The organism is Sphingomonas sp. GW821-FHT02B09 (assembly GCF_059421875.1).
On record NZ_JBWKVV010000012.1, the window covers coordinates 35,925 to 58,254 of the forward strand.

Annotated in this window: 21 protein-coding genes and 3 pseudogenes; 16 read left to right on the forward strand and 8 right to left on the reverse strand. The window is 63.3% G+C overall.

What is annotated here, in order from left to right:
• Positions 1–78: 78 nt before the first annotated feature.
• A complete protein-coding gene (locus AC07U4_RS23300; RefSeq protein ID WP_495197333.1) occupies positions 79–348 on the reverse strand; it encodes a hypothetical protein in 270 nt (89 codons plus the stop codon).
• Positions 349–575: 227 nt separating this feature from the next.
• Here AC07U4_RS23300 and AC07U4_RS23305 point away from each other — a divergent pair, with 227 nt between their 5' ends.
• Genes AC07U4_RS23305 through AC07U4_RS23315 form a run of 3 tightly spaced genes read left to right on the forward strand, consistent with a single transcriptional unit; the run spans position 576 to position 4,274 of the window.
• A complete protein-coding gene (locus tag AC07U4_RS23305) occupies positions 576–800 on the forward strand; it encodes a hypothetical protein (RefSeq protein ID WP_495197334.1) in 225 nt (74 codons plus the stop codon).
• An 11-nt stretch (positions 801–811) separates the two neighbouring features.
• Positions 812–1,672 (forward strand): DUF7146 domain-containing protein, encoded by an 861-nt coding sequence (locus AC07U4_RS23310; protein ID WP_495197335.1) that lies wholly within the window; start codon positions 812–814, stop codon positions 1,670–1,672.
• A 37-nt stretch (positions 1,673–1,709) separates the two neighbouring features.
• The gene (locus AC07U4_RS23315; RefSeq protein ID WP_495197336.1) at positions 1,710–4,274 is read left to right on the forward strand and encodes a strawberry notch-like NTP hydrolase domain-containing protein; all 2,565 of its coding nucleotides are present in this window, start codon (positions 1,710–1,712) and stop codon (positions 4,272–4,274) included.
• Between the two features lie 501 nt (positions 4,275–4,775).
• Here AC07U4_RS23315 and AC07U4_RS23320 read toward each other — a convergent pair.
• From AC07U4_RS23320 to AC07U4_RS23330, 3 genes and pseudogenes are all read right to left on the reverse strand, one after another.
• Positions 4,776–5,801 carry a tyrosine-type recombinase/integrase gene (locus AC07U4_RS23320; RefSeq protein WP_495197337.1) on the reverse strand — a complete coding sequence of 342 codons (1,026 nt, stop codon included), beginning with the start codon at positions 5,799–5,801 and terminating at the stop codon, positions 4,776–4,778.
• Positions 5,798–6,707 (reverse strand): annotated as a pseudogene (locus tag AC07U4_RS23325) (tyrosine-type recombinase/integrase). The gene AC07U4_RS23320 and the pseudogene AC07U4_RS23325 overlap by 4 nt, the downstream one beginning before the upstream one ends.
• Positions 6,704–8,245, reverse strand: a complete 1,542-nt coding sequence (locus AC07U4_RS23330; protein ID WP_495197338.1) for a tyrosine-type recombinase/integrase — start codon at positions 8,243–8,245, stop codon at positions 6,704–6,706. The pseudogene AC07U4_RS23325 and the gene AC07U4_RS23330 overlap by 4 nt, the downstream one beginning before the upstream one ends.
• A gap of 111 nt (positions 8,246–8,356) precedes the next feature.
• Between AC07U4_RS23330 and AC07U4_RS23335 the strand changes: the two are divergent.
• A pseudogene (locus AC07U4_RS23335) lies at positions 8,357–10,141 on the forward strand (strawberry notch C-terminal domain-containing protein); the annotation flags it as partial.
• Between the two features lie 44 nt (positions 10,142–10,185).
• Here the strand turns inward: AC07U4_RS23335 and AC07U4_RS23340 are convergent.
• Complete coding sequence (locus AC07U4_RS23340) at positions 10,186–10,698, reverse strand: Ros/MucR family transcriptional regulator (protein ID WP_495197339.1); 513 nt, start codon at positions 10,696–10,698, stop codon at positions 10,186–10,188.
• A 192-nt stretch (positions 10,699–10,890) separates the two neighbouring features.
• On the opposite strand from AC07U4_RS23340, the gene AC07U4_RS23345 reads away from it, so the two are divergent.
• The 11 genes from AC07U4_RS23345 to AC07U4_RS23395 all read left to right on the forward strand — a co-directional run bounded on the left by AC07U4_RS23345 (position 10,891) and on the right by AC07U4_RS23395 (position 18,606).
• Positions 10,891–13,161 (forward strand): ParB/RepB/Spo0J family partition protein, encoded by a 2,271-nt coding sequence (locus AC07U4_RS23345; RefSeq protein WP_495197340.1) that lies wholly within the window; start codon positions 10,891–10,893, stop codon positions 13,159–13,161.
• 94 nt (positions 13,162–13,255) lie between these two features.
• The gene (locus AC07U4_RS23350) at positions 13,256–14,170 is read left to right on the forward strand and encodes an ArdC family protein (RefSeq protein ID WP_495197341.1); all 915 of its coding nucleotides are present in this window, start codon (positions 13,256–13,258) and stop codon (positions 14,168–14,170) included.
• Between the two features lie 138 nt (positions 14,171–14,308).
• A complete protein-coding gene (locus AC07U4_RS23355; RefSeq protein WP_495197342.1) occupies positions 14,309–14,833 on the forward strand; it encodes a DUF6927 domain-containing protein in 525 nt (174 codons plus the stop codon).
• On the forward strand, positions 14,830–15,033 hold the full coding sequence (locus AC07U4_RS23360) for a hypothetical protein (RefSeq protein ID WP_495197343.1): 204 nt from the start codon (positions 14,830–14,832) through the stop codon (positions 15,031–15,033). Before AC07U4_RS23355 ends, AC07U4_RS23360 begins: the two co-directional genes overlap by 4 nt.
• Entirely contained in the window at positions 15,024–15,557 is a 534-nt protein-coding gene (locus AC07U4_RS23365; RefSeq protein WP_495197344.1) for a thermonuclease family protein, read from the forward strand. Before AC07U4_RS23360 ends, AC07U4_RS23365 begins: the two co-directional genes overlap by 10 nt.
• Positions 15,558–15,606: 49 nt before the next feature.
• The gene (locus AC07U4_RS23370) at positions 15,607–16,212 is read left to right on the forward strand and encodes a DUF7007 domain-containing protein (protein WP_495197345.1); all 606 of its coding nucleotides are present in this window, start codon (positions 15,607–15,609) and stop codon (positions 16,210–16,212) included.
• 130 nt (positions 16,213–16,342) lie between these two features.
• Entirely contained in the window at positions 16,343–16,501 is a 159-nt protein-coding gene (locus tag AC07U4_RS23375) for a hypothetical protein (RefSeq protein ID WP_495197346.1), read from the forward strand.
• A gap of 59 nt (positions 16,502–16,560) precedes the next feature.
• Positions 16,561–16,842: a hypothetical protein gene (locus tag AC07U4_RS23380; RefSeq protein ID WP_495197347.1), complete on the forward strand. Its 282-nt coding sequence runs from the start codon at positions 16,561–16,563 to the stop codon at positions 16,840–16,842.
• Positions 16,843–17,316: 474 nt separating this feature from the next.
• Positions 17,317–17,961 carry a hypothetical protein gene (locus AC07U4_RS23385; RefSeq protein ID WP_495197348.1) on the forward strand — a complete coding sequence of 215 codons (645 nt, stop codon included), beginning with the start codon at positions 17,317–17,319 and terminating at the stop codon, positions 17,959–17,961.
• Positions 17,962–17,972: 11 nt separating this feature from the next.
• Positions 17,973–18,269, forward strand: coding sequence for a hypothetical protein (locus AC07U4_RS23390; RefSeq protein ID WP_495197349.1), 297 nt, complete (start codon positions 17,973–17,975; stop codon positions 18,267–18,269).
• A 19-nt stretch (positions 18,270–18,288) separates the two neighbouring features.
• Positions 18,289–18,606: a hypothetical protein gene (locus tag AC07U4_RS23395; RefSeq protein WP_495197350.1), complete on the forward strand. Its 318-nt coding sequence runs from the start codon at positions 18,289–18,291 to the stop codon at positions 18,604–18,606.
• Between the two features lie 159 nt (positions 18,607–18,765).
• Here the strand turns inward: AC07U4_RS23395 and AC07U4_RS23400 are convergent, their stop codons facing one another.
• Positions 18,766–19,275 carry a COG3650 family protein gene (locus AC07U4_RS23400; RefSeq protein WP_495197351.1) on the reverse strand — a complete coding sequence of 170 codons (510 nt, stop codon included), beginning with the start codon at positions 19,273–19,275 and terminating at the stop codon, positions 18,766–18,768.
• Between the two features lie 632 nt (positions 19,276–19,907).
• Positions 19,908–20,858 (reverse strand): annotated as a pseudogene (locus AC07U4_RS23405) (IS630 family transposase).
• 55 nt (positions 20,859–20,913) lie between these two features.
• Here AC07U4_RS23405 and AC07U4_RS23410 point away from each other — a divergent pair.
• Positions 20,914–21,219: a DUF4879 domain-containing protein gene (locus tag AC07U4_RS23410; RefSeq protein WP_495197361.1), complete on the forward strand. Its 306-nt coding sequence runs from the start codon at positions 20,914–20,916 to the stop codon at positions 21,217–21,219.
• A 44-nt stretch (positions 21,220–21,263) separates the two neighbouring features.
• Here the strand turns inward: AC07U4_RS23410 and AC07U4_RS23415 are convergent, their stop codons facing one another.
• Positions 21,264–21,860: a hypothetical protein gene (locus AC07U4_RS23415; RefSeq protein WP_495197352.1), complete on the reverse strand. Its 597-nt coding sequence runs from the start codon at positions 21,858–21,860 to the stop codon at positions 21,264–21,266.
• Positions 21,861–22,330 lie beyond the last annotated feature (470 nt).

Below are 22,330 nucleotides of genomic sequence, written 5' to 3' on the forward strand. Positions count from 1 at the left end.
TCGATTGTCCGTCCGCTGGTGAGACCCATTTCCAGCTTTATACTTATTGGTTCCGGTTTTTTGGCTCCCGGAACAACTCTAGGCCCAGGTCATCGTTGCTGCGAAGAAGCCGACGATACCAAGGGTCACAGGCGTAGAAAGCAGATATAGCTTCTGCCATCTCCACCATGCTTTCGGCAAGAACAGGGCTGCCCCACGAATGGTGCGGACGTCTTGCCATGCCTTGTCCTGCCAGAGGCCGTGGAGTGTCACGCTGACCGAGAGCACCATCGCGATCGCGCAGCACATGCCTGCCGCCAGATAGATGGCGATCCAGTTGGCAATCTCGATCTGCGAGAACTGGTTCATCGTCACCTCAAATTAAGACGCGTCTCTCAAAACCGGCGCGCAATGGTTCTAGTTCCGCCAGACGATATCAGCCACCTTTTAGCAGTCGGTAAACGGCTCGGGCAGCTCCTGAACCAGCAAGATCGGAGTGGAGAGGGAGGGTGAGAGAAGGGTCGTGAAGAACGGCGTCAGCCCTTCAATCCCCGGGTCAGCCGGTAAAGGCAGTCCCTAGTACGAGGCCCTCCGCCATGAGCAAGATCGTCCTTTTCATAAGGGATCACGGTGCCGATGACGCCGTCAGTTTCCACCCTGACAAGGCAGCCGCTTATGAGGCGCTCGCAGCCTACGTGACGGAGAAAACCGGACGGGATCTTCCCACTGACGCGGAGGCGAAGGCTGACGCGATTGCCGCATATTTCGACCCCGACCAGACCTTCTACACCATCGCTGGCGTCCCCGCCGGTGCGCGCTGAGGAGATGGATCATGGCTATCATCGCCAATCGGCCATCCCAGTACATGGTCGACCTGGTCGGCGCGCTCGGGGGCACATGGCACGGCAACACCGCAATGTGCCGGTGCCCGGCGCATACCGACGGCACGCCAAGCCTGTCGATCCGGCAAGGTGACCGCGGACTGCTGGTGACGTGCTTTGCCGGGTGCGACGCCGGCGACATCCTGCGCGAGCTCGACCGCATCCCGCTCGGCCGCCGCTATGAGCCACCGGCTCCGGCCCGGGCGACCGGCACTGCCAATATCGATCGGCTGTGGAATGAGGCGATCAGCGTGGCGGGTACGCTCGCGGAGCGATATCTTGCTTCCCGCTATCTGCTGCCGGTTCCGACCGACGTCCGCTTTCATCCGCGCTGCCCACATGGGCCAAAGCCGACGACGCAGTTCAAGCCGGCGCTGCTGGTCGGTGTCCGTGAAGGCCTGCGCCTGGTTGCCTTCCAAAGGATATTCCTGACGCCGGCTGGCGATGGATATACCGACAAGGCAACCCTCGGGCTTCTCGGAACCGGCGCATGGCGGGGCGGGAACCTTGGCCCGACGGTAGGGATCGCCGAAGGCTTCGAGAGCGCGCGGGCGTGGTCGAGGATCCGTGGCCTTCCGTGCTGGTCATCGTTCGGCTCCCGTCGCCTCGATCTTCTGACCATTCCGTCCTCGGTGACGAAACTGATCCTTGCGGCCGACCGGGATCTTGCCGGGCGACGGGCTGTGGCACGCAGTATCGAACGCTACGCCTCGGATGCCCTGACCATTATGCCGGATTACCCGCCAGCGCCGTTCAAGGACTGGGCCGAGGTTCTCGAGGCGGAAGAGAGGGGAGGGGGAGGAAGGCGGTGAGCTGTCGGATTGGCAGCGACATCCAAGGAAGCCTGCCATGCTCGATCTGCTCGATCTCCCGCCCGTCACTGACCATAGCGCCGCAGTAGCGATCGCTTTGCTGCTGGCAGCCGGCACGCCGATCGCGCGGCGCGACCTCAACGAGGCGATGACCGCGGCGTTCGGTGGATCGGATGCCGACGGTCGCTGGACGCAGCGCGACAGCTTCGAGATGCTGGAACATGCCGTCGCTCTGCACCTGACGAGCCGGCCTTATCAGATCGCGAGCCCCGCCGACGTCCACGCCGCCTCCGCCATCATGCAGTTGCTGCCGACCCAGACGGTGCGCAGCGAGGAGCAGATCAGCCTCCAGCAATTCTCAACCCCGGTCGATATCGCCGGACTCGCGGTGCTGATGGCGGCGATCGGCGCCGACGACATCGTCCTCGAGCCCAGCGCCGGCAACGGCCTGTTGATCGTCCAGGCGCCGACGTGCGCAAGCCTGCAGCTGAATGAGATCGATGCCAGGCGGCGCGAGCGTCTTGCGGGCATCTTTCCGGATGCGATCGTCACCGGCCATGACGGCGCGGCGCTGGTCAGCCTGCACGCGCGGCTGCCGCGGCCGACCGTGGTGGTCATGAACCCGCCGTTCTCGCGCAGCGTTGGCCGCGGCGAGGACGACCTTGCCGCGCTCCGGCATCTGCAGGCGGCAATCCGCCGGGTCGCAAAAGGCGGCAGGGTGGTGGCCGTCATGCCCGACTGGTTCGCGCCCAGCGCCCGGCTGAAGGCCCCCTATGAGGCGGTGCTGACCGGCTGCACGGTGCGGACCTCGCTGAGGCTGGAGCACTGCTACCGCAAGCACGGCACCGACATCGCGGTCCGGCTGTACGTCATCGACAAGGTGGCGGGCAGCACCTCTCACACGGTCATCCAGCGAAGCTCGGTCGCGGACTTCCTCGACGCCATCACGGTGCCCGCGCGGGCCGAGCTGGTGGGTGATACCACGATAGCTGCCATGCCGGTGGCCAAGCCCAGCCTGTTCGGCGCGGCTCGCCAGGCAAAGGCAACGATCGCGCGCACCTATCACGCACCGGCACGCAACGACGTCGTGGCGGTCGGCTACCGGACGCTGCCAACGCCGGCGCCGCTCGCCGAACAGGTCGGCTGCTACCTGCCCTACCGGCCGAGCCGGATCGTCTTCGACATTGCCGGCGAGCATCCGACGGCGCTGGTCGAGTCCGTGGCGATGGGGTCGATCCCGGCACCGATCCCGGCGCACGTCGCCCACCTGCCAGAGCGTACCGTCACCGAGCGGATGCTGTCGTCGTCGCAGCTCGAGACGGTGGTCTATGCCGGCCATGCCTGGAGCCAGATGCTCCCCGGCACCTTCAAGCCCGCCGAAAACGGCGTGGGACTGACCATCGACGAAGCGGGGCGCAGCTACCGCAAGGGCTTCTTCCTCGGCGATGGCACCGGCGCCGGCAAGGGGCGGCAGGTGGCGGCCTGCATCCTCGACAACTGGCTGCAGGGACGGCGACGGCATATCTGGGTGTCGAAGAACGAACCGCTGCTCGAGGACGCGCGGCGCGACTGGACCGCTCTTGGCGGTATGACCGGTGACGTGCAGCCGGTCTCGAACTGGAAGATCGACGAACCGATCCGGTTGAGCGAGGGCGTGTTGTTCGTCACCTATCCGACGCTGCGCTCGATGCGCTCGGACAACAGCCGCCTGCAGCAGATCCTCGATTGGGCTGGTCCCGACTTCGACGGCGTGATCGCCTTCGACGAAGCACATGAGATGGGCGGCGTCGCCGGCGGTGAAGGCGCGATGGGCAAGAAGGAAGGATCGCAGCAGGGCGTCTGCGGTGTCCTGCTCCAGAACAACCTCCCCGGTGCGCGCGTCCTCTATGCGTCGGCAACCGGCGCGTCCGACGTCAACAATCTCGCCTATGCCGTGCGGCTCGGCCTGTGGGGGCCGGAGACCGCATTTGCCGATCGCGAGGCGTTCATCGCCGAGATCCGGAAAGGTGGCATTGCCGCCATGGAGTTGGTGGCGCGCGACCTCAAGGCGCTGGGGCTTTACACCTCGCGTGCGCTCAGCTTCGCCGGTGTCGAGTACGACGTGCTGCGCCATGCGCTGACGCCGGACCAGATCGCGATCTACGACACCTATGCCAACACCTGGGGCGTCATTCTCCAGAACATGGAGGCCGCGCTGGAGATGACCGGCGTCGTTGACGGACTGGAGAATGCGACGCTCAACAGCGGCGCCAAGGCATCGGCACGGTCGCGACTGGAGTCGACCAAGCAGCGCTTCTTCGGGCAGGTCCTGCTTTCGATGAAGCTGCCGACCGTCATCGCCGCGATCGAACAGCATCTCAAGGCCGACCAGTCGGTCGTGCTGCAGCTGGTCACGACTGCGGAGGCGATCCTCGATCGGCGCCTGTCGCAGATGTCGGCCGAGGAACGCGCCGATCCGGTGGTGGACCTCTCGCCGACCGAATATGTCTTATCCCGAGATTTAGATAAGATATATTCTTTGCAGTCCGGGAATATGTCGAGTGGTTCCCCTATCGGCGCGGATTTGCGTGTCGAAGACATCGTTTCTACTCCAGATAATTAAGGGGCGTCACGATGGTTGCCATTAAGACGCCCCGGTTTTCGTCCTAGCTGTCCATCGTGACGGCCGGTGGTTTGGGTGGCTGTATCCATCGGATTTCTGGGTCTTTGCGGTTGTCGATGAGATAGCTCTCGAGCCGGCATGGGGGCGCAGTTGGGAAAAGAGCCCTTTGTTCAGAAAGGTACTCTTTGCGCACTCTATCGGCACGCTTGCAGTAGCTGCCGTGGATCATCGCAGCCACAACGACCCAAGCAGCTGCGCAAATGAAGATAAGCAGAGACACGTCTTTTGATGGTACATCCGGAGCCCTCGACATCGCGAGGCCTGCGGTAAATATCAGCGAAGCCCACCCTGCCTGTCCGGCTAGAGATGCCTGTTGAAGAGCATTTAACTGGACTTGATAAGGCGAGGCTTGCTTATGCCTTATTTCCCAATCCGCTGTTGCGATAGCGGTAACCGTTTTTGGTTTGGGCATCGATTCCCTCCTGTCGTTTTCTGGCTTCATCAGACTTGAGTCCGGCCGGGTGGGTTCTGCGATCTGACCTCGTTCAACATCGTTACAAGCGGATCGACTGGCGGTTTGAAGCGCCCCGGCGTGACCGACGGCGACCCATGAGCGGCGAGGATTTGCAGCTTCTCTTGCGGATCGGCGCGCAGATAGGCCTCGGTGCTCTGAATGCTGGCATGGCCGAGCCAGAGCGCCACTTTACGGATGTCGCCCGTCGCTGCGAGCGTGTGCATCGCGCAGGAGTGCCGCAGCACATGCGGCGTGACCCGCTTATGCAGCAGCGACGGCTGCTTCTTCGCCGCTGCGGCGACATGCGTCGCGAGCCTGAACGCGAAACCGTCGCGCGTCATCGGCTCACTCTTGGCGTTAAGGAAGATCTCCATCGCCTGACATGGCGGCCTGACGGCGAGCCAAGCTCGCAGGGTCGCCTGCGTCTCGCGCCACAAGGGCAAGACGCGTTCGCGTCGGCCCTTGCCAACGATGTGAACCGTGGCGAGCGAGCGTTCCGGCAAGTCCTGCATCTGCAGTGACAGCAGTTCGGCGACCCGCAGCCCACCGGCGTAGGCGAGGTGCAACATCGCCCGATCCCGGGTTCCGAGACGGGACCGGGGATCAGGAGCGTCGAGCAGCGAGGCGATCTCGTCCCGTGTCAGGTAGTCGATCTGGGTCGTGTCGGTTCGCTTCGTGGGCACGGAGCGTATGCGCAGCGCGAGATCGAGGCAGGCCGGGATGCGATATTCGACGTAGCGGAAGAAGGCCCGGATCGCGGCGAGCCGGGCGTTGCGAGTTCGGGGGCTGTTCTTGCGCGCATCCTCCGCATGGTCGAGGAAGGCAACGACCAGATCGGGATCGAAATCCTCGATTGTCAGATCTGTGGGGCGCCGTTTAAGCCGAGCGGCTGCGAACCGGACCAGGAGTGCGAAGCAGGTCGCATAGGTCGTTACCGTATGCGGGCTGACATCGCGCTCGCGGGGAAGATGATCGCGCAGGAAGGCGGTGAGATGGGGAGCGAGCGCGGTCATGCCGCGTCTCCCCGAAAAAGCCGCTCGCCCGCAACGGCGATGTCGCGCAGGAGGACCGGCGTTGCTTCGAGATACCAGTACGTGGCAGCGACATCCACATGCCCCAGATAGGTGCTGAGCGCGGCCATGTGGTGCTGGATCGCCTCTCGATCGCGCGGGCACGACTCCAGCGACCGAACGGCGAAGGTGTGCCGCAGATCATGGACGCGGATGCCCGGCGTTCCGGTCGGGCCCCGAAAGCCCAACTGGCGGGCCAGTCTGACAAAGACGATATGGACGACGACCTTATGAGGCGCCCGGCCGCGGGTAGTGACGAACAGATCGTCGCCCGCAGCGCCCAATCGCTTGCGCATGCGTAGATAGGTATTCAGCGCCGTCCGTGTCGACGGCTGGATCGGCACCAAGCGTTGCTTGCCGAATTTGCCGCTGCGGATGATGAGGCCATCCTCGCCTACGTCGTCCCGCTGGAGCGCGAGCGCTTCGGATATTCGTAAGCCCGTCGTCGCCAGCAAACCGAACAGGTAGTGATAGCGGGCTGATCTTGCCCTTGGGCGGAAGATCGAGGGCGGCCTGCATGATCGCTGCGAGCTGCTCTGGCTCGATGATATGCGGCGTCGGACGACGTCTCTTGCCTCGGCCGAATACGCCCGCAGGCGGCACCTCGTGGCGCTGGTCCTCGGCATGCGCGTAGAGACAGAAGCGGCGCAGATCGTCGAAACGGTCCCGGGCCACGTTCTGGGAACTTGCCGACCGGCACCAGTCGTAGAGCCGCTCGACCGTGATGTGCTGATCGCCAAACCCGTCAGCATATTGGGCGAAGAGCCGAAGAAATCGTTCTTGGGCATCGAACTTGCGACCGAAGCCACGGTGAAACGCGACGTACTGGTCGATCTGAGCGTGTATCATGCCACGTCTCCCGGCCAGTCCTGAGCGACCTTGAGCAGCATCGGGACGTCGACCTTGGCGTAGATGGCGGTCGTCGCCAGGGAACGATGGCGCAGGATCGTGCCGACGGACTCGAGGCCAGCGCCGGCGCGTAGCATCCGTGTGGCAACCGAATGCCGGAAGGCGTGGGCGCCCGTCGGCAGGCCGCTGATGCCGCCCCGGTCGAAAACGCGCGAGACGATGCCGGCGATCTCGGACGAGGCGCTGAACGGACGGAAGGGGGCCTGGACCCGGACGAATAGCCGTTGCTCGTCGATCCGGGGACGGGCCCGGTTGAGATAGTCGAGGATCGCGTCTCCGGCATCTTGCGGTAGCGGCAGACGGTCGGGGCGTCTGCCCTTGCCGCTCACCCGCAGGTATCCATCGTTCCAGTCGATATCGGTCAGACGCAACTGACAGATGTCGCCAGCCCGCAAGCCCAGCCTCGCGAGCAGCAGAATGATGGCTTTGTCACGGATTTTCACCGCCGTATCCATCCCGCACGACGCGATGATCGTCTCGACAGCCGCATTGTCCATGTAGCGTGGCAGGGTGGCGAGCCGGAAGCGCCTGACCACCGGCAAGGCATGTTGCAGCGCCGGTGCGCACTCGCCTCGCGAGATGAGAAAGCGCACGTAACTGCGCATGATGGTCGCAATGAGCGAGGTGGAGCCCGGAACCTCGGCGATGCGCTGGCTGACGATCCGCCTGATGATGGCCGCATCCAGCCGTGCCGGATCGCCCAGCATCGGCAGCCAGCGCCTCACCTCCCCGCAGTAGCGTTGAATGGTCTTGGCCGAACAGCCGCAATGGTCCTTTAGGCGGGTTTGGTAGGCGGCGAGGTCATCCCCCTGATATATCTGCTGGTCGGTTCGCGGCAGGACGTCCCGGTTACGTAGGAACCCGATAAACCTCCGGGCTCCGCGAGCGCGGCGCAACGGTCCGAAATGGCCGACCAGCGTTCCACGCTTGCGATAGAGCGGGCACCGACAGTCGTGGGTGGCATACCGGGCGATATGCACCTCAGAGACATCGTCCCAGCGCACGCGGCAGATGCGAAGCCAAGCGGCGAAATGCTCGGCCTCGGAGCGGTAGTTCTTCTTGCTGACCGCGCTGTACTGCTCCTGCTCTAGGAAAGCCGCATAGTCCACAAGTTGCACATCCAGATTTTCAACGTCATCGGGCACGATGATGACACCCTGATCTTCCAGGAAGCGAACGAAACGTCGGACCCTGCTGGTGAATATCGGTCGATTGGGCTTATGGCGTGAGAAGCCATGGCAACGGCACACGTGCTGTTCGAAACGCCGGACGACGGCGTCATCGACCGTCGACACGTCAATGCCCTGACGCTCCAACCAGAACAGGAAATGGCGGGCGACCGCCTTGTAAAGTGCACCTGTCTCAACCGCGATCTCCTGAAGAGAAGAGAGAAAGGCGGTGATGAGGACATTGGGAACAGGAGCGTCGCCGACCCAAGGGTCCGGACGTCCAAATGAGACAACCGTCTTTGGCAACATGGTGATTCCTTCAGCTTGGTTGAGCCGGGGCCACCTTAATTATCTGGAGTAGAAACGATGTCTTCGACACGCAAATCCGCGCCGATAGGGGAACCACTCGACATATTCCCGGACTGCAAAGAATATATCGCGGACTATTTGATGCGCGCCTTTCCGACGCGGCAGATGCAGACCTACACTGACGACACCGGCACCGCCCGCTCGGCGCCGATGAGCGACATCGATGGCAATCCGGTCCATAATCCCGACGCGATCGCCGCACGCGACCAACTCCTCGAACACATCTGCGCACTGCCGCCGATCAAATCCGCGCTCGATGCGCTGATCGAGCATTTCGGGCCCGACATGGTCGCCGAGGTAACCGGCCGCTCGCGGCGCCTGGTGCCGACGTCCGATGGTCGCCAGAAGATCGAGACCCGCTCCGGCCGATCCAGTCAGGTCGAGGCAGCGGCATTCATGGCCGGCACCAAGCGGGTGCTGGTGTTCTCCGATGCGGGCGGCACCGGTCGCTCGTACCATGCGAGCCTCGATGCCAAGAACCAGCAGCAGCGCGCCCACTTCCTGCTCGAACCGGGCTGGCGTGCCGATCGTGCGATCCAAGGTCTGGGGCGCACCCACCGCACCCATCAGGCGTCGACGCCGCTGTTCCGGCCGGTGACCACCGACTGCAAGGGCGAATTGCGCTTCACCTCGACGATTGCGCGACGCCTCGACAGCTTGGGTGCGCTTACCCGCGGCCAGCGCCAGACCGGTGGGCAAAACCTGTTCGACCCGGCCGACAATCTCGAAAGCGAATACGCCAAGGACGCGCTCCTGACGTGGTTCGCGCTGCTCGACGCCGGCAAGCTGACCAGCACGACCATGGACGATTTCTGCTCGCGCACGGGGCTGGAGTTGCACGACAACGACGGCGTCTTGAAGGAAGACCTGCCGCCGATCCAGCGCTGGCTCAACCGGCTGCTCGCGCTGCCGATCGGAATCCAGAACCTGATCTTCGACGAGTTCCTCGCACTGGTCGAAACGCGGGTCGCCGCAGCGCGCGAGGCCGGTACGCTCGATGTCGGGGTGGAGACGATCACCGCCGATACCGCGCGGGTCGTGGACGATACGCTGCTTCGAACCGATCCGCTGTCGGGCGCGACGTCGCACCTGCTGACGATCGAGATCACGCGCCGTAAGACCCCGATCACGCTCGATCGGATCCTCGACATGGCGAAATGGCACAGCGACGTGGCGTTCGTCGTCAATGCGCGGTCCGGCCGGGTGGCGCTGCGCACCCGGGCGCGGTCTTGGATGGACGACGATGGTCAGCCGATCGCCCGCATCGAGCTGCAACGTCCCTGCCGGCGCGAATACCTCCGCGAGGCGGACCTGCTGGAAAGCGCATGGGATGTCGTCGACGAGGCGACCTTCACGGCCAAATGGAGCGAGGAGGTCATCGAGGCGGCAGGACAGCTCGACACCGAGACGATCCGCCTCGCGACCGGCCTGTTGTTGCCGATCTGGTCGGCGCTGCCGTCGGATCATCTCGCCGTGAACCGCATCGCCGACGCGCACGGTAACTCGTGGCTAGGTCGCCTCGTCTTCGACAAGCATGTCGTCCAGCTCTACACCAAGCTGGGGATCGCCAAGACGGACGACCTGCCGGTGGATGCCATTGCCAGTTCGGTCCTGTCGGGTCGCGCCGTCGACGTGGTCCGGCCCTTCCCGATGACGATCCGCCGCGCGATCGTGAACGGCAATCCGCGGGTCGAGATCGTCGATGCGCCGGCCGCGCAGCTCTCGTGGTTGAAGTCGCTTGGCTGCTTCACGGAGATCATCGCCTACAAGACCCGCGTCTTTGTACCGGCGACGGACGCCGAAACGGTCCTGGCTCGGGTTCTGAAGGCGGCCTGACGGGTGTGACGCCCGCTGGTCGACAGCGGGCGTCACTTCCAGCTTCAGGCCGTTGCGATCGAGAGCTTCTTGCCCCGCTTTGCCGGCGCGGGCGTGTCGTTCGTAGTCGCCGCGTCGGCGCCAGTCGCCCCATCGGTCGCCGTCTTCGGCTTGCGACCGAGACCGATCTTCTTGGCCATTGCCCGACGGCTTTCGCTGTAGGTCTCGGCCACCATCGGGTAATCCTTCTTGAGCCCGTAACGAGCGCGGTATTCGTCCGGCGTCAGACCGTTGGTCGACAGGTGCCGGCGCAGCGTCTTGTACGGCTTGCCGTCGATCATGCTGACGATGTGATCCTTGTTCGCCAGCGACTTTCGCACCGAGACAGCCGGCGTATAATCTTCCGTCGAGGCTTCGACCGGTGTTGGCTCGGTGCCTGTGCCAAGAGCCGCAACTGCATTGTGCATCGACTGCAGGAATGCCGGCACATCATCAGACGAGGTTCGCGTGTTGGGATTGCTCAACCACGCGATGGTCAGCTCGGTCGCGAGTTCGACGGTGTTGGTCTCAGTGGTCATGAATATCGTCCGCAGATCAAGGTCCCGGCAATCGCCGGCGACAACCAGATAGCCCGGTTTCTATCCACAACAATACTGGTTTACCGAGGCAAACGGTACATCCGGGAAAGAACCAAGGCGGCAAGGAGAGAAGGGGGAGGGGATGGGTGTCCGAGAAATGATCGGATGCTCCGATACAAAGGGTGTTTCCCCATGAACCAGTCCGTCAAGCTGTCGAAACTTCGTCTTTCCGCCAGCAACGTCCGCACCGCCCCTGACGCGGCCCTGATGATCGAGCCGTTCGCAGCCGACCTCGAGGCGCGCGGCGTGCTGCAGAACCTGCTCGTGACGCCGGTCGCCCGTTCGCGGGGCATGTTCGAGGTGTTCGATGGCGGCCGGCGCCTGCGCGCCCTCAACCTGCTGGTCGAGCGCGGCGTCATCGATCCCGACAAGTACGACGTGCCCGTTCGGGTCCTGAAGGGCAACGATGCCGAGCTGACCGAAACCTCGCTCGCCGTCAGCTTCCACACACTGAAGCTCAACCCGACCGAGGAATGCCGCGCCTTCCAGCACTTCCTTGCCGGCAGCACCGACATCGATGCGGTCGCCAGGCGGTTCGGCGTGACCCGGCGCTTCATCGACGGTCGCCTGCGCCTGGCCGACCTCGCCGAGCCGATCTTCACCGCGCTCGCCGAGAACCGGATCACCCTCGACATGGCCAAGGCCTATGCGTCGACCGCCAGCCATGAGGCGCAGCTCAGCACCTGGACCACCTATGGCTCGATCAGCCATTACACCGCGGACTCGATCCGCCGCATCATCGCCACCGACATGATGCGCGCCGATGACCCGATCGCGCTGCTGGTCGGGGCCGAGGCCTATGAAGCTGCCGGCGGTATCATCGATCGCGACCTGTTCAGCGACGCTCGCGAGAAGTGGCGGCACCCTGACGTCGCGCGCGGCCTCGCGGCAGGGATCATGGAGGCCGAGGCCACCCGCATCGGTGAGGAACGCGGCCTCGCCTGGATCCGTCCGGTCGCGACGCACAGCATCTGGGATGCAACACGCGGCCTCTACAAGATCAACCTCCCCGAGCAGCCGATGACGGTGGAGCAGGCCGAGCGTGCCGAACAGATCGAGCAGCGCATGGCCGAGCTGCATGACGACATGCAGGACGAGGACCTTGCCGAAGACGTCTTCTCGGTCATGGAAACCGAGCTGGACGCCCTGGCGGCCGAACTCGAAGCGCTCGACAACCGGCCGGTGTTCATGCCGCCCGAACTGGCCTCGCGGGTCGGCGCCTTCCTGACGCTGGCGCAGAACGGCACCATGATCCTCAACGAGAGCTACTACAGCGAAACGCCGATCACGGTGACGGTCGTCGAACCCGATCCGGTTGATGGCGCTGTCGAGGGCGGGCAGAGCGACGACGAGGGCGAAGACGATGCCGACACGGCATCCGATCGCGTCATCAAGGCACCCACCTTCCGCATCGAGGAGGGGGCGACCACGACGTCGACGGGTACCCAGAAGGAGGTCGATCCCGACACCGCGGCGCCGGGCGGTAAAGCGCTCAGCCAGGTCCTGCTCGATCAGCTGTCGGTGCAGCGCCGGGACGTGCTCGGGGCCGCCCTGATCGCTAACCCTGGCCTCGCACTCGACTATATGCTGTTCGCGATGGTCGACGGGCGGAGCATGGGCGGGTCGGGCGACGGCACCACGATCTCGGCGTCGCGGCCGCAGGATCCGGTGATGTCCAACAACGTGCCGGGCTCCCGCGCGCGCGACTATCTTGCCGAGGTGCACGACGGGCTCGACGCGAGTTGGGCGGTGCCGGGGGGCAAGGTCGAGCGGTTCGAGGCGTTCCGGGCGCTGGGTGACGAGGCGAAGACCGCATGGCTCGCCTGGATCGTCGCGACGTCGCTCGAGGCCAAGGAGCATTACAGCTCGCACACCCAGAACCCGCTCCAGAACCGTCTCGCCACCATCCTCGAGATTGACGTGGCCAGCTGGTGGCGGCCGACTTCGGAGAATTTCTTCGATCGTGTCTCCAAGGGATCGCTGATCTCGCTCCTCCACGAGGTCGGCGGTCCCGCGCTGTCGAGCCGGCATGCGACCGAGAAGAAGCCTGACGTTTCGGCGTCGTGCGAGAAGCTCTTCGCCGGCGAGGCGATCGTCGAGCCTGCAATCAAGGAAGCGGCGCTGCAGTGGCTGCCGAGCGCAATGCGGTTCAACGATGTGGCGAGCACGCCCGAGGCCATGGATGACGTCGAGCAGGGCGACCTCGCCGACCTGATCGACGGCGGTGACGACGAGGACGGCGCCGAGGCGGCCGACGCCGGCACCGACGACCTGGCCTCGCTGATCGGTGAGGGCCCGGAAGTCGATGACCCCGCCGACCTGCAGGAGGGCACGGCCGTCGACGAGGAGGCACGGCACGATAACGACGATGCGATCGAGGCCGAACTGGTCGCTGCCGAATAGCGCAGACCCGGGTTCCTTCTGAGCAACCTCGCTGCCGGCCCGCATACCCTGCGGCGCCGGCAGTGTCTTTTCATGCCTCCAAGAGGACAGCGATATGCCCGCTGCAACCCGCGACATCGCGGCCGACATCACCGCCACTATCATCGCCAGGCTGGAAGCTGGCACCGCGCCCTGGCAGCGCCCGTGGTCGCTTATTGCCGAGGGCGGCCGCCCGCTCCGCCATGAAGGCTCGACCTACAATGGCATCAACGCGCTGTGGCTATGGGCAATCGGCGACACCCATGGCTTTCGCAGCCGCTACTGGATGACGGCGCGCCAGGCGCGGGAACTCGGCGGAGAGGTTCGTCCGGATGCCCGACCGTCCTACTCGGTCTACGCCTCGACTTTCCGCAAGGCCGGCGTTCCCAGCCTGCTCGGCATGTCCGCCGACCGTATGATCCGGTTCCTGCGCTCCTACGAGGTGTTCAACGCGGACGAGATCGTGGGCTTGCCGGACTATTATTACCCGCAGGCCGTCGCGCCGACACCGTTGCTGCTGTCCGATCGGCAGGAGCGCATCGACGCGTTCTTCGCCGCGATACCCTCTAAGGTCCGTCATGGTGGCGGCACCGCCTTCTTCGACCTGACCTTCGACTATATCCAGATGCCGCGTCCGGGCAGCTTCAAGTCGGCCGACGGATACGCTTCGGTTTTAGCGCACGAAACCTGCCACTGGACCGGTCATAGAACCCGTCTTGACCGTACCTTCGGCAAGAAGTTCGGCGACAAGGCGTATGCCATGGAGGAGCTGGTCGCCGAGCTCGGCTCCGCGATGATCTGCGGCGATCTCGGCCTGCCGACCGAGCTGCACGACAGCCACGCCAACTATCTTGCCGGTTGGTTGCGGGTGCTGAAGGCGGACAAGACCGCAATCTTTCTCGCCGCGACCAAGGCCGAACAGGCTTTCTCGTACCTGCGCGCCTTCTCCGCCGAGGCCGCAGATACCTCCCCGACGCGGCTTGCCGCATGACCCACCACCACCGGAGAAAACGACATGGGTTGGCTTTCGAAGACCCGCGCCAGCATGGGTGGCCATGCAACGCCCAAGGCCTATCTCGACGACCAGTTCACCTACAGTCGCACGCTGGATGGTGGCGGCACGCGCGGCATGCGCGTTATCGACAGCGCGTTCGTCGGAAACCGCGTCTGGTATGCCGCGGCCGAGATCATCCAGGACGACGAACCGCGATATGTCATTGCGCTGGTGTGCCTGGTGAAGTGGAATCCGAACGCGCGCGACGGATACATCTTCGCCTACAAGGATCAGGAGGAAGCGATGGGACCATGCGACGCAGCTTGCCCCGCCCGGATTTTACGCCTCCTGTCGCCGACCGCCAAGGAACACGCGCTCGACTGGCGGCGCCGGTGCCTCGTTCGGCTGCGCATGCACGGCCGCAAGGTCGAGAACGGCATGCGCCTGCGGTTCCCGCGTACGATCTCGTTCGGCGACGGACACAAAGGCACCGACTTCATCGTCGTGAAGGCCGGCGAGAAAATCACCTTCCGAAACGGCGAAGGGCGCGGCCACTACCGCATCACCGGCTTTCGCGACATGCCCTGGACGGTCGTGCCCGAGACCAGGGTCCACCGCACCGTCTTCGCCTCGGCACCCGCCTCCACAAAAGCAGCATGATGGAATTGACCATGCCCGACGTCACCAACCTCTCAGCGCTGCGCGGTGTGCTGTGCAGCCATTCCAACGCGCTGCGCGTCGCGCGGTGGATGCGCCATGACGGGATCGACGCCGCGATCGTCGCCACGGGCGATCCATTGCAGCCGTGGCGCATCGTCGAGGCGACCGCCACCAGTCAGGAGATCCGTGCATGCGCATGACCATCGCGCTGGCTCTTGCCCTTGCCGCCTGCGGCGGTGCAGCCTCGCAGGCCGAAGACCAATCGGCGATCCGGGCCGATGGCCGCGCGATCGACGGCGATACCGTGTCGTTCGACGTGCGGCTGTACGGTGCCGACGCCTTCGAGAAGCGGCAATTGTGCCGCAACACCGATGGCTGCTGGCCATGCGGCAAGGCGGCGCAGGATTATGCATCGAAGCTGCTGAAGACCGGAAGCAGCACGATCCGCCTGACGGGCAAGCAGAGCTACGGTCGCCCGATCGGCACCGTCGAGATCGACGGGCAGGACCTCGGCGAAAGCATGATCGCAGCGGGGCTGGCGGTGCCGGCGACGAGCTACCTGAAGGACGATCCGGCGCGCGCGCAGCGCTATGTCGCCGCATATGAGCGGGCCGAGGCTCGCCATGCCGGCGCGCATGCCGGCTACTTCATTGATCCCGCCAAATGGCGCCGCGGTGAGCGCCTTACCTGCGAGAGCCGATCCCGAGGTCGCCGGGATCGCTGAAGGCGAGGAGGAAAGGGGACGGGGGAGGGCATCGATCAAGGAGAAGATCATGCCCGCTTTCGCCTCAACCCCTGCGCCCGTGCATACGCTTTGGGACACGCCTGACATGGCGACTCAACGCCTCCCTGGCGTCTGGTGGGTCAAGACGCCTTCCCATGGCGGGTTCGTCCTGTCCGACGAGCGTCAGGCGGCGGTGCCCGACGCGCTGCGCCTCGACAGCATCTACTACGAGGAGGACGTCAACTGGACGCTGGTGATCCTCGCGTTCGAGGACGAGTTCGCGGCGTTGAAGGATCCGCATTTCGACATCGAGCGCGGCATCGCCCACCAGACCGCGCGTCACTGGCGTCCCCAGCAGTACGGCGCGTTCACCGGCCAGATCATCACCCCCAGCGACAGCTACGTCTTGAAGAAGGTCGAGAGCATCGAGGCGGCGATCGGCGAGATCGGTGTGCGCTCAGCCTCCGGAGATTGGGCCGACTGGGTGCCGGCGGGCAAGGTCGGCGTCGTTGGCCAACGCATTGCCGGTTGCGACCACCTCGGCTTTACCCAGTATGACGGGCCAGACTTCAAGGGACTCTGCGATGCTGCCCGCTACGACGCTGGTCGCCCGGTGAACACCTTCGCGGCGCTGGGTGTCGAGCTGTTGCCGTGACGATCTAGATTGAGGCAAACACCTTCCCGCACCAGCAGGGATGTGCGACACCGTACTTACGCCTTGATCGGGCCAGAGCGGATGGCGACTAACCCGAAACTGACCACTACCATGTTCGAAAGGGCCGAAGATGAATGACGATCTTGCTGCCTTGTTTGATATCATCGGTAAGCTGGGCTTGATAGGGGCCGTATTCGTCGGCGTGCCACTCTGCCTTTACATGCTCATCAGCGAGAAAGCCGGTCTAACGGCAAAATCTGCCTCAAAAAAAGCGTCACGTCGGTCATGACCATCTCGATTATGAGTACGAGGCGGGACCGCGACAAAGCCCATGAGGGAAACACCATAATGATCCGATCAGTGCAGCAGCGGGCAAGCCGGCCATGGTTCTTGTTCATCCTTCCGATCGGGCTCGCCTTGATCGGGGCATCGCTTTACGCTTGGGGCATGTTCGGCCTGGATAATACACCTCCGGCATGGGCGTCCGGGATGCATTCGGAGATGCACCGGTACGGCGAGGCCACCTATGCTTACGCAGCTGGCAATCTCGCCTTTGCGGCCGCCTTCCTCACTGCCGCACTATGCCTGATCGTCTTTCTCATTACGCCCGGCGCGTCCGTCGACGAATAAGCAACGGTGTCCCAGCGGCAGGGACACGGGAACGGGGGGAGTGCAGAGCAAGCCGCCGGGACGTCTCTCCAACGCCCCCCGGCAGGCAAAAGTGCCGGCCACGTTCAAATCGGATGATTTGCGCGACAACGTTCCGCGCCGAACCTGACGGTTCCGGTGTGACGAACCCCATGACTCCAGCGACATGCAAGGCATCCGGGCGGGTGCGTTGGGTCGTGCCCGCGTGGCCCATGTCGATTTCGCCGGCCGGTAGATATCCAACACCACACAGGCCGATACGCTCGCGTAGCCGAGACCATCTGACGGTCGGAAAGATGTTTCCCAAAGCCGGCAACATCTTTCCGAAGACGTGCCGAGGCGCCCAGCCCTGAGGGGCTGACGATACAAGCACGACGCCCGGGGTCGCGGAGAAGAGGGGGGTGTGAGGGGTGTGCGCAAGAGAAGCGCGCGGCCCTCATATCGGAGCATGCGTCGATGAATTACGATGTGCCTTTCCGCCACCAACAGGCGCTGGACCCGAGCGCCCTCAACACCGTCCTCGCTACGCTGCACGCGATCGGCAAGGCGGTGGAGGACTGCCGCAACGCCGGCGTGAGCCCGGAGAGCGACCCCGCCGTGGCGCTGCTCACCCGCCACATGGCAACGGTGTCGTCGAACCGCGCGAACGATGACGTGCTGCGCGCTGCCTGCTCCCGCCGCATCGAAGAGCTGAAGCGCTTCCCGACCCTGCTGACGCTGGCGATCCGCGGTGTCGAATATGACGTCGTCGCCAAGGAGCGTTTTCATGAGGACGGCCGGCGGGCGATGCAGATGCTCGCCGCGGCACTCGGCCTCGCGGTCGGCTCCTACGAGATCCGCTCGTTCACCGGCACGATCGACCAGTCGGGGCATATCCTGCTGGCTGCGGCCGAAGTCGCCGTCATGCTTCGCATTGGGCGTCCGCACGAGGACCGCGAGGTTTCATACCGGCCGGTTTCTGGTGGTCTCGAACAGCCGAACCGGGTCACCTCGATCCGAGACCTGCTGAAACCTGAGCGGTTCGCCGAACGGCTGCGCCGGGAGCTTGGCCTGCCTGGTCTACCCAAGCCGACCGCCATCGCCAACCAGCTCGCCGCCTGAAGGGAGCCGCCATGCAGGTTCAACATGCACTCGGCGTTGCCCGTGCCGACGCCGCTCGCCTCGCCCGCTACATCGACCGGCGCGAACGCTTCCTCGACGCGCTGGACTGGACGATGCTGACCGAAGGTCAGGCGCGGCAGTCGTCGATGCTCGACGAACTGCTGGAAGACGATCTCGCCGCGTCGGTCCTCTACATCGACTGGCTGGTGGAGCGCGGCGCCGATAGTGACACGCCGCTGCCCGGAGTGATGCGCTTTGCGCCGTACCCGCGCCCGTGGCACGCTGAGTGGATCACGCTCGCAGCCTGACCGACAGGGGGATCATACGATGAGCCGTCATACCTTCGCCGGCCGGTCCGGCGAAACCGTTGCGATAGGATGGGACAGGCCGCTGCGCACGTTCTTCGTCCAGGTGAGTATGCCGCACCCGACCAAGGCAGGAGAGATTAAGATGCTCGACTGGGTCGGCGCTGACGAGGGTGAGCTGCGCACCGCGGCCGAGGCGATCGCGATCGCCAGGACCTATGCCGACCTGCCCGAGACGCTGGGGGCAACGCTGGAAACCGATCGCATGAAGACGCTCGGTCAAACGGACGGCCCAGCGCAAGTTGCAGCACGCCGGTTTGGTCGTGACAGCCCTCTGTAAGGGGGCACGACATAAGACGGGCACGGAAGTACGCGTGGCGTGTCGGAAAACCCGCGCGAACCGGTTGCCGTAAATTCCTGCCAACCGACAGGGATTGTCGAACAGCCGCCATCTGGGGAGGTGAGTACCTGTTTCGGTGGCAACGTTGGAGAACGGCAATCACCTGTTTGTCGGTAACGCGCCGATGACGGTTTTCCCGGCTTTGTCCTCCGATCGAGCCGCAGGTGGGGCAGTCGGATTGGAGGGATAATGATGCCCGTCAAAACGGAGCCGTGCTTCATAGCCGGTAGTGATGCCGCCACCTGCCACCCATACGCCAAGGTCGTGCCAACGATGGGTTGTGCTCGGCAACACGCGAATAGGAGGCCGGGTGAGAGAGATGTCCGTAATTAGACGATATCCGGTCGGGGTCAGAGACAGGACATAAAGGTCGCAGCCACCACTGCCACAAAGGTCGGCCTGACCATCGCCGCCAATTGTTGCCATGGCATAGATCAATGCCTCAGGCTGCTTGTCACCATTCAGGTCGGAAAGTGCTACGCTGTAACGCGTGAGGTGGCGATCTCGGATAAAGGCGATGATGCCAGCAGGTTCCGCCGCACTTGCCGCTGCCGCGATCGAGTTGAACGAGAGGACGCCCGCTACCGCCCACAATCCCCGATATTTCAAACGCCGTCTCCTGATGAGTGTCACGCGGTAGCGTATATCTGTGCCCGTTTTATGTAACTTCCCCTGTAAGGAGGGTCAGTCAATGGACCAGAAACACTCCGACGAGCGCGCCTGCTCGGTCACTCTCGGTAATCCCAATTTTTTGACGAAGCTGGTATTTCCGCTGGCTCTGTACGTAATGTTGGCACACGACATCCGCGATCACTGGTAGAGGCCGTACGGGATTGACACCTTCTATACTGCGGGTGGCGTCGTCAGTGACCCACACAAGCATGGCTTAAGCAAGTGGCTACAACCAAAATGGCTGAAATTAATTACAATTAGGGGGGGGCTCATTTTTCGCACCGCAGCATCGATTGCAGATATGTTGCCGGGTAATTATAGCGCTGCCGCCGGATCACACTTCCGGGTCGCCCTTGAAGGGTCATGTAAGGAGCTAGTGCAATGAGGACGTTAGTTTCATCGCTCGTTCTGGCAAGTGCGATTGTGGCAGCCTCGCCAGCGATGGCGCAGCAGCTTTCAAGCGTGAAGATAATCCGCGTGCAATCGACGGCAGGCGACGAAAGCTATCTTAACACGTCGACACCAGCCACCACGAATATTGACCATAATGGTCTTAGAGCGGATTCTGATCAGTCTGGGTCATAGCCGCAGGAGCTGAAGTAGTTGGCGCATTCCTGCGGCTGGAACAGGTCGACCAGCGTGCCGATAAGCGACCAGAGCCCGGACACGGTACGCTCCCCCGCCTTGCGGAGCATGGCCTTGAGGCGGGAGAAGGCCTTCTCGATCGGGTTGAAGTCGGGACTGTAGGGCGGGAGGAACAGCAGGCGGGCGCCTGCGGCTTCGATGGCCTCGCGGACGCTGGCACGCTTGTGGCTGGACAGGTTGTCCATGATGACCACGTCGCCGCGCCTGAGGTCGGGGACGAGGACCTGTCGGACATAGGCCTCGAACCAGTCGCCGTTGATCGGACCGTCGAGCACCATCGGCGCGATCATGCCCGTCATGCGCAAGCCAGCGACCGACCAGCGTGGTGGTCTTGCGATGACCGTGCGGGTAGCCCATCCGCAGCCGCTCGCCCCGCCGGCAGCGACCGTGACTGCGCGTCATGTTGGTCGCGGTCCAGGTCTCGTCGATGAACACCAGCCGCGCAGGGTCGAGGTCGAGCTGGCCATCGAACCAGGCCTCGCGCTGGCTCAGGACGTCGGCACGGTCCTGCTCGACTGCGTGACCGGTCTTTTTTTACGCGTGATCCCGTGTCGCGCGAAGAAGCGGTGCAGCGTCGAGATCGCCACCGTCACGCCAGCCTGGCCCAGCTCGCGACGCAGCTCGTCCAGCGTGATGTCGCGCCGTGCTTCGTGCAGCGCCAGCACCGTCTCCCGATGCGCCTCGATCCGCTGCGACCGCGTGTCCCCGCCTTGCGGCTTGGCGGCATAGCTGCCCGTGCTGCGGCGCTGGTCGTGCCACCGGATCACCGTCGCGGCCGCCACACCGAAGCGCCTCGCCGCAGCCCGGCAACTCATCCCCTCGTCAACCGCGGCCAGCGCTCGTGACCGAAGATCCATCGACAACGGCTTGCCCATTCATGCCGGCCTCCATCCAGCTAGCACCATGAATCAGATCAGCACGCCCATGTGAATCCCCCTTCGACTCAGGTCGGCCGGAAAACGCTCTAATTCGCGGGTTACGATCCGGGAGATTGGGATCGGCGTCAACAGGATCGTTCGGATGGCCGGCGACCTGATCTCCCCAACGAACCAGGTTTCGAGCACCAACCTTTGCGGCATAACGACCAATCCGACTAGCTGCCGAGCAGGGCAGACGATCATCGGCGCTGACATCATCTACAGTATCGAAGGCTATCCAAACGGGCTTTTTGATTACCGGGTCCGCTCATCGAGCGGTGACCAGACGTACATCATTCGTACGATCAACGTAAAATAATCTGAAAAGCATTAGGCGAGCGATATTTCGCTCGCCTAATGGCCTTACGAGTTCAATGCGGATTGGTAGCTACTGCTTGCCTTGGACATGCGCGCGTCCTTTGTGGATTCAAACAGCGCTTTGTCAGCAGACATATAGTCGAGCGCGGATTTTAGCAGATTAGCTGTCGCGGTATTTTTCAGATTTGCCTCGAAATCCATACTATCTTTCGCCTGCGTGAACAGATCGCCTTTGTTTTCCGGCGCGGTGTTCGCGATAATCGTTAGGCCATCAATGACAGACTGAGGGGCTCTGTTGTTCAATATGATGTCATTTAGAGCCACATCCATTTCCGAGCGAGACATCTGTGAAAAATCGTAATGACCCTCTGGAAGCCCTTGTGATTGGCTTAGCTTTCTACCACCCTCGGTTTTGAGCCTGACAAACTCTTCTTGTGTGGTGCCAACATTCGTTAATGAATTATAGTAATCCCAGTCTGGCTTGATAGACGAGGCAGCTTGCGCTCCGTTGTTCGGCGTGGGCTGCACCGACGCAATCGTATCGGCAGGCTTGGTGCCTGCTGACGCGACCGTGCCACTTGCTTTAGTCGAAGCGACCGAAGCTCGAACTAGCGTCATAGAGGCAGAGGCAGAGGTGACCATGATGCGTCAATCCTATGGTACTTTGTATCTAATTTCGCCAAAAATGGTTTAAATAGCCTTACGCTTCGAGGTTCATTCCAGTGACGAACGTTGCCTACCGATCCGCTGCCTGCCTGGTTGCCGCTGTGTGTTTCGTTGGTCTTTGGAGCATTGCACCGTCGCATCGTCGGCGGGCAAGCGAACCGCAGTCCGTCGTAGTGGTAGCTGGCGCCCGAAGCGTGAAGCCTTCCATAGGCATACAATCATCGGAGATTTCCACCGTTCCTCAAAGTAGGAGCGGCGTGGCAACGGAAACTATCCCCAGCTACACCGAACAGGTTGATCTTGATGACATCGCAGTAGGGCCTCTAGCCGAGCGGCGCGATGAACAATGGGCCTCATATAATGAGGATCAGCTAATCAACGGTACGAAGCTTATAGGCCTATTTGCTCGTAGCTCGACGAAGGCGACCTGCGGCAGTAGCAAGTGC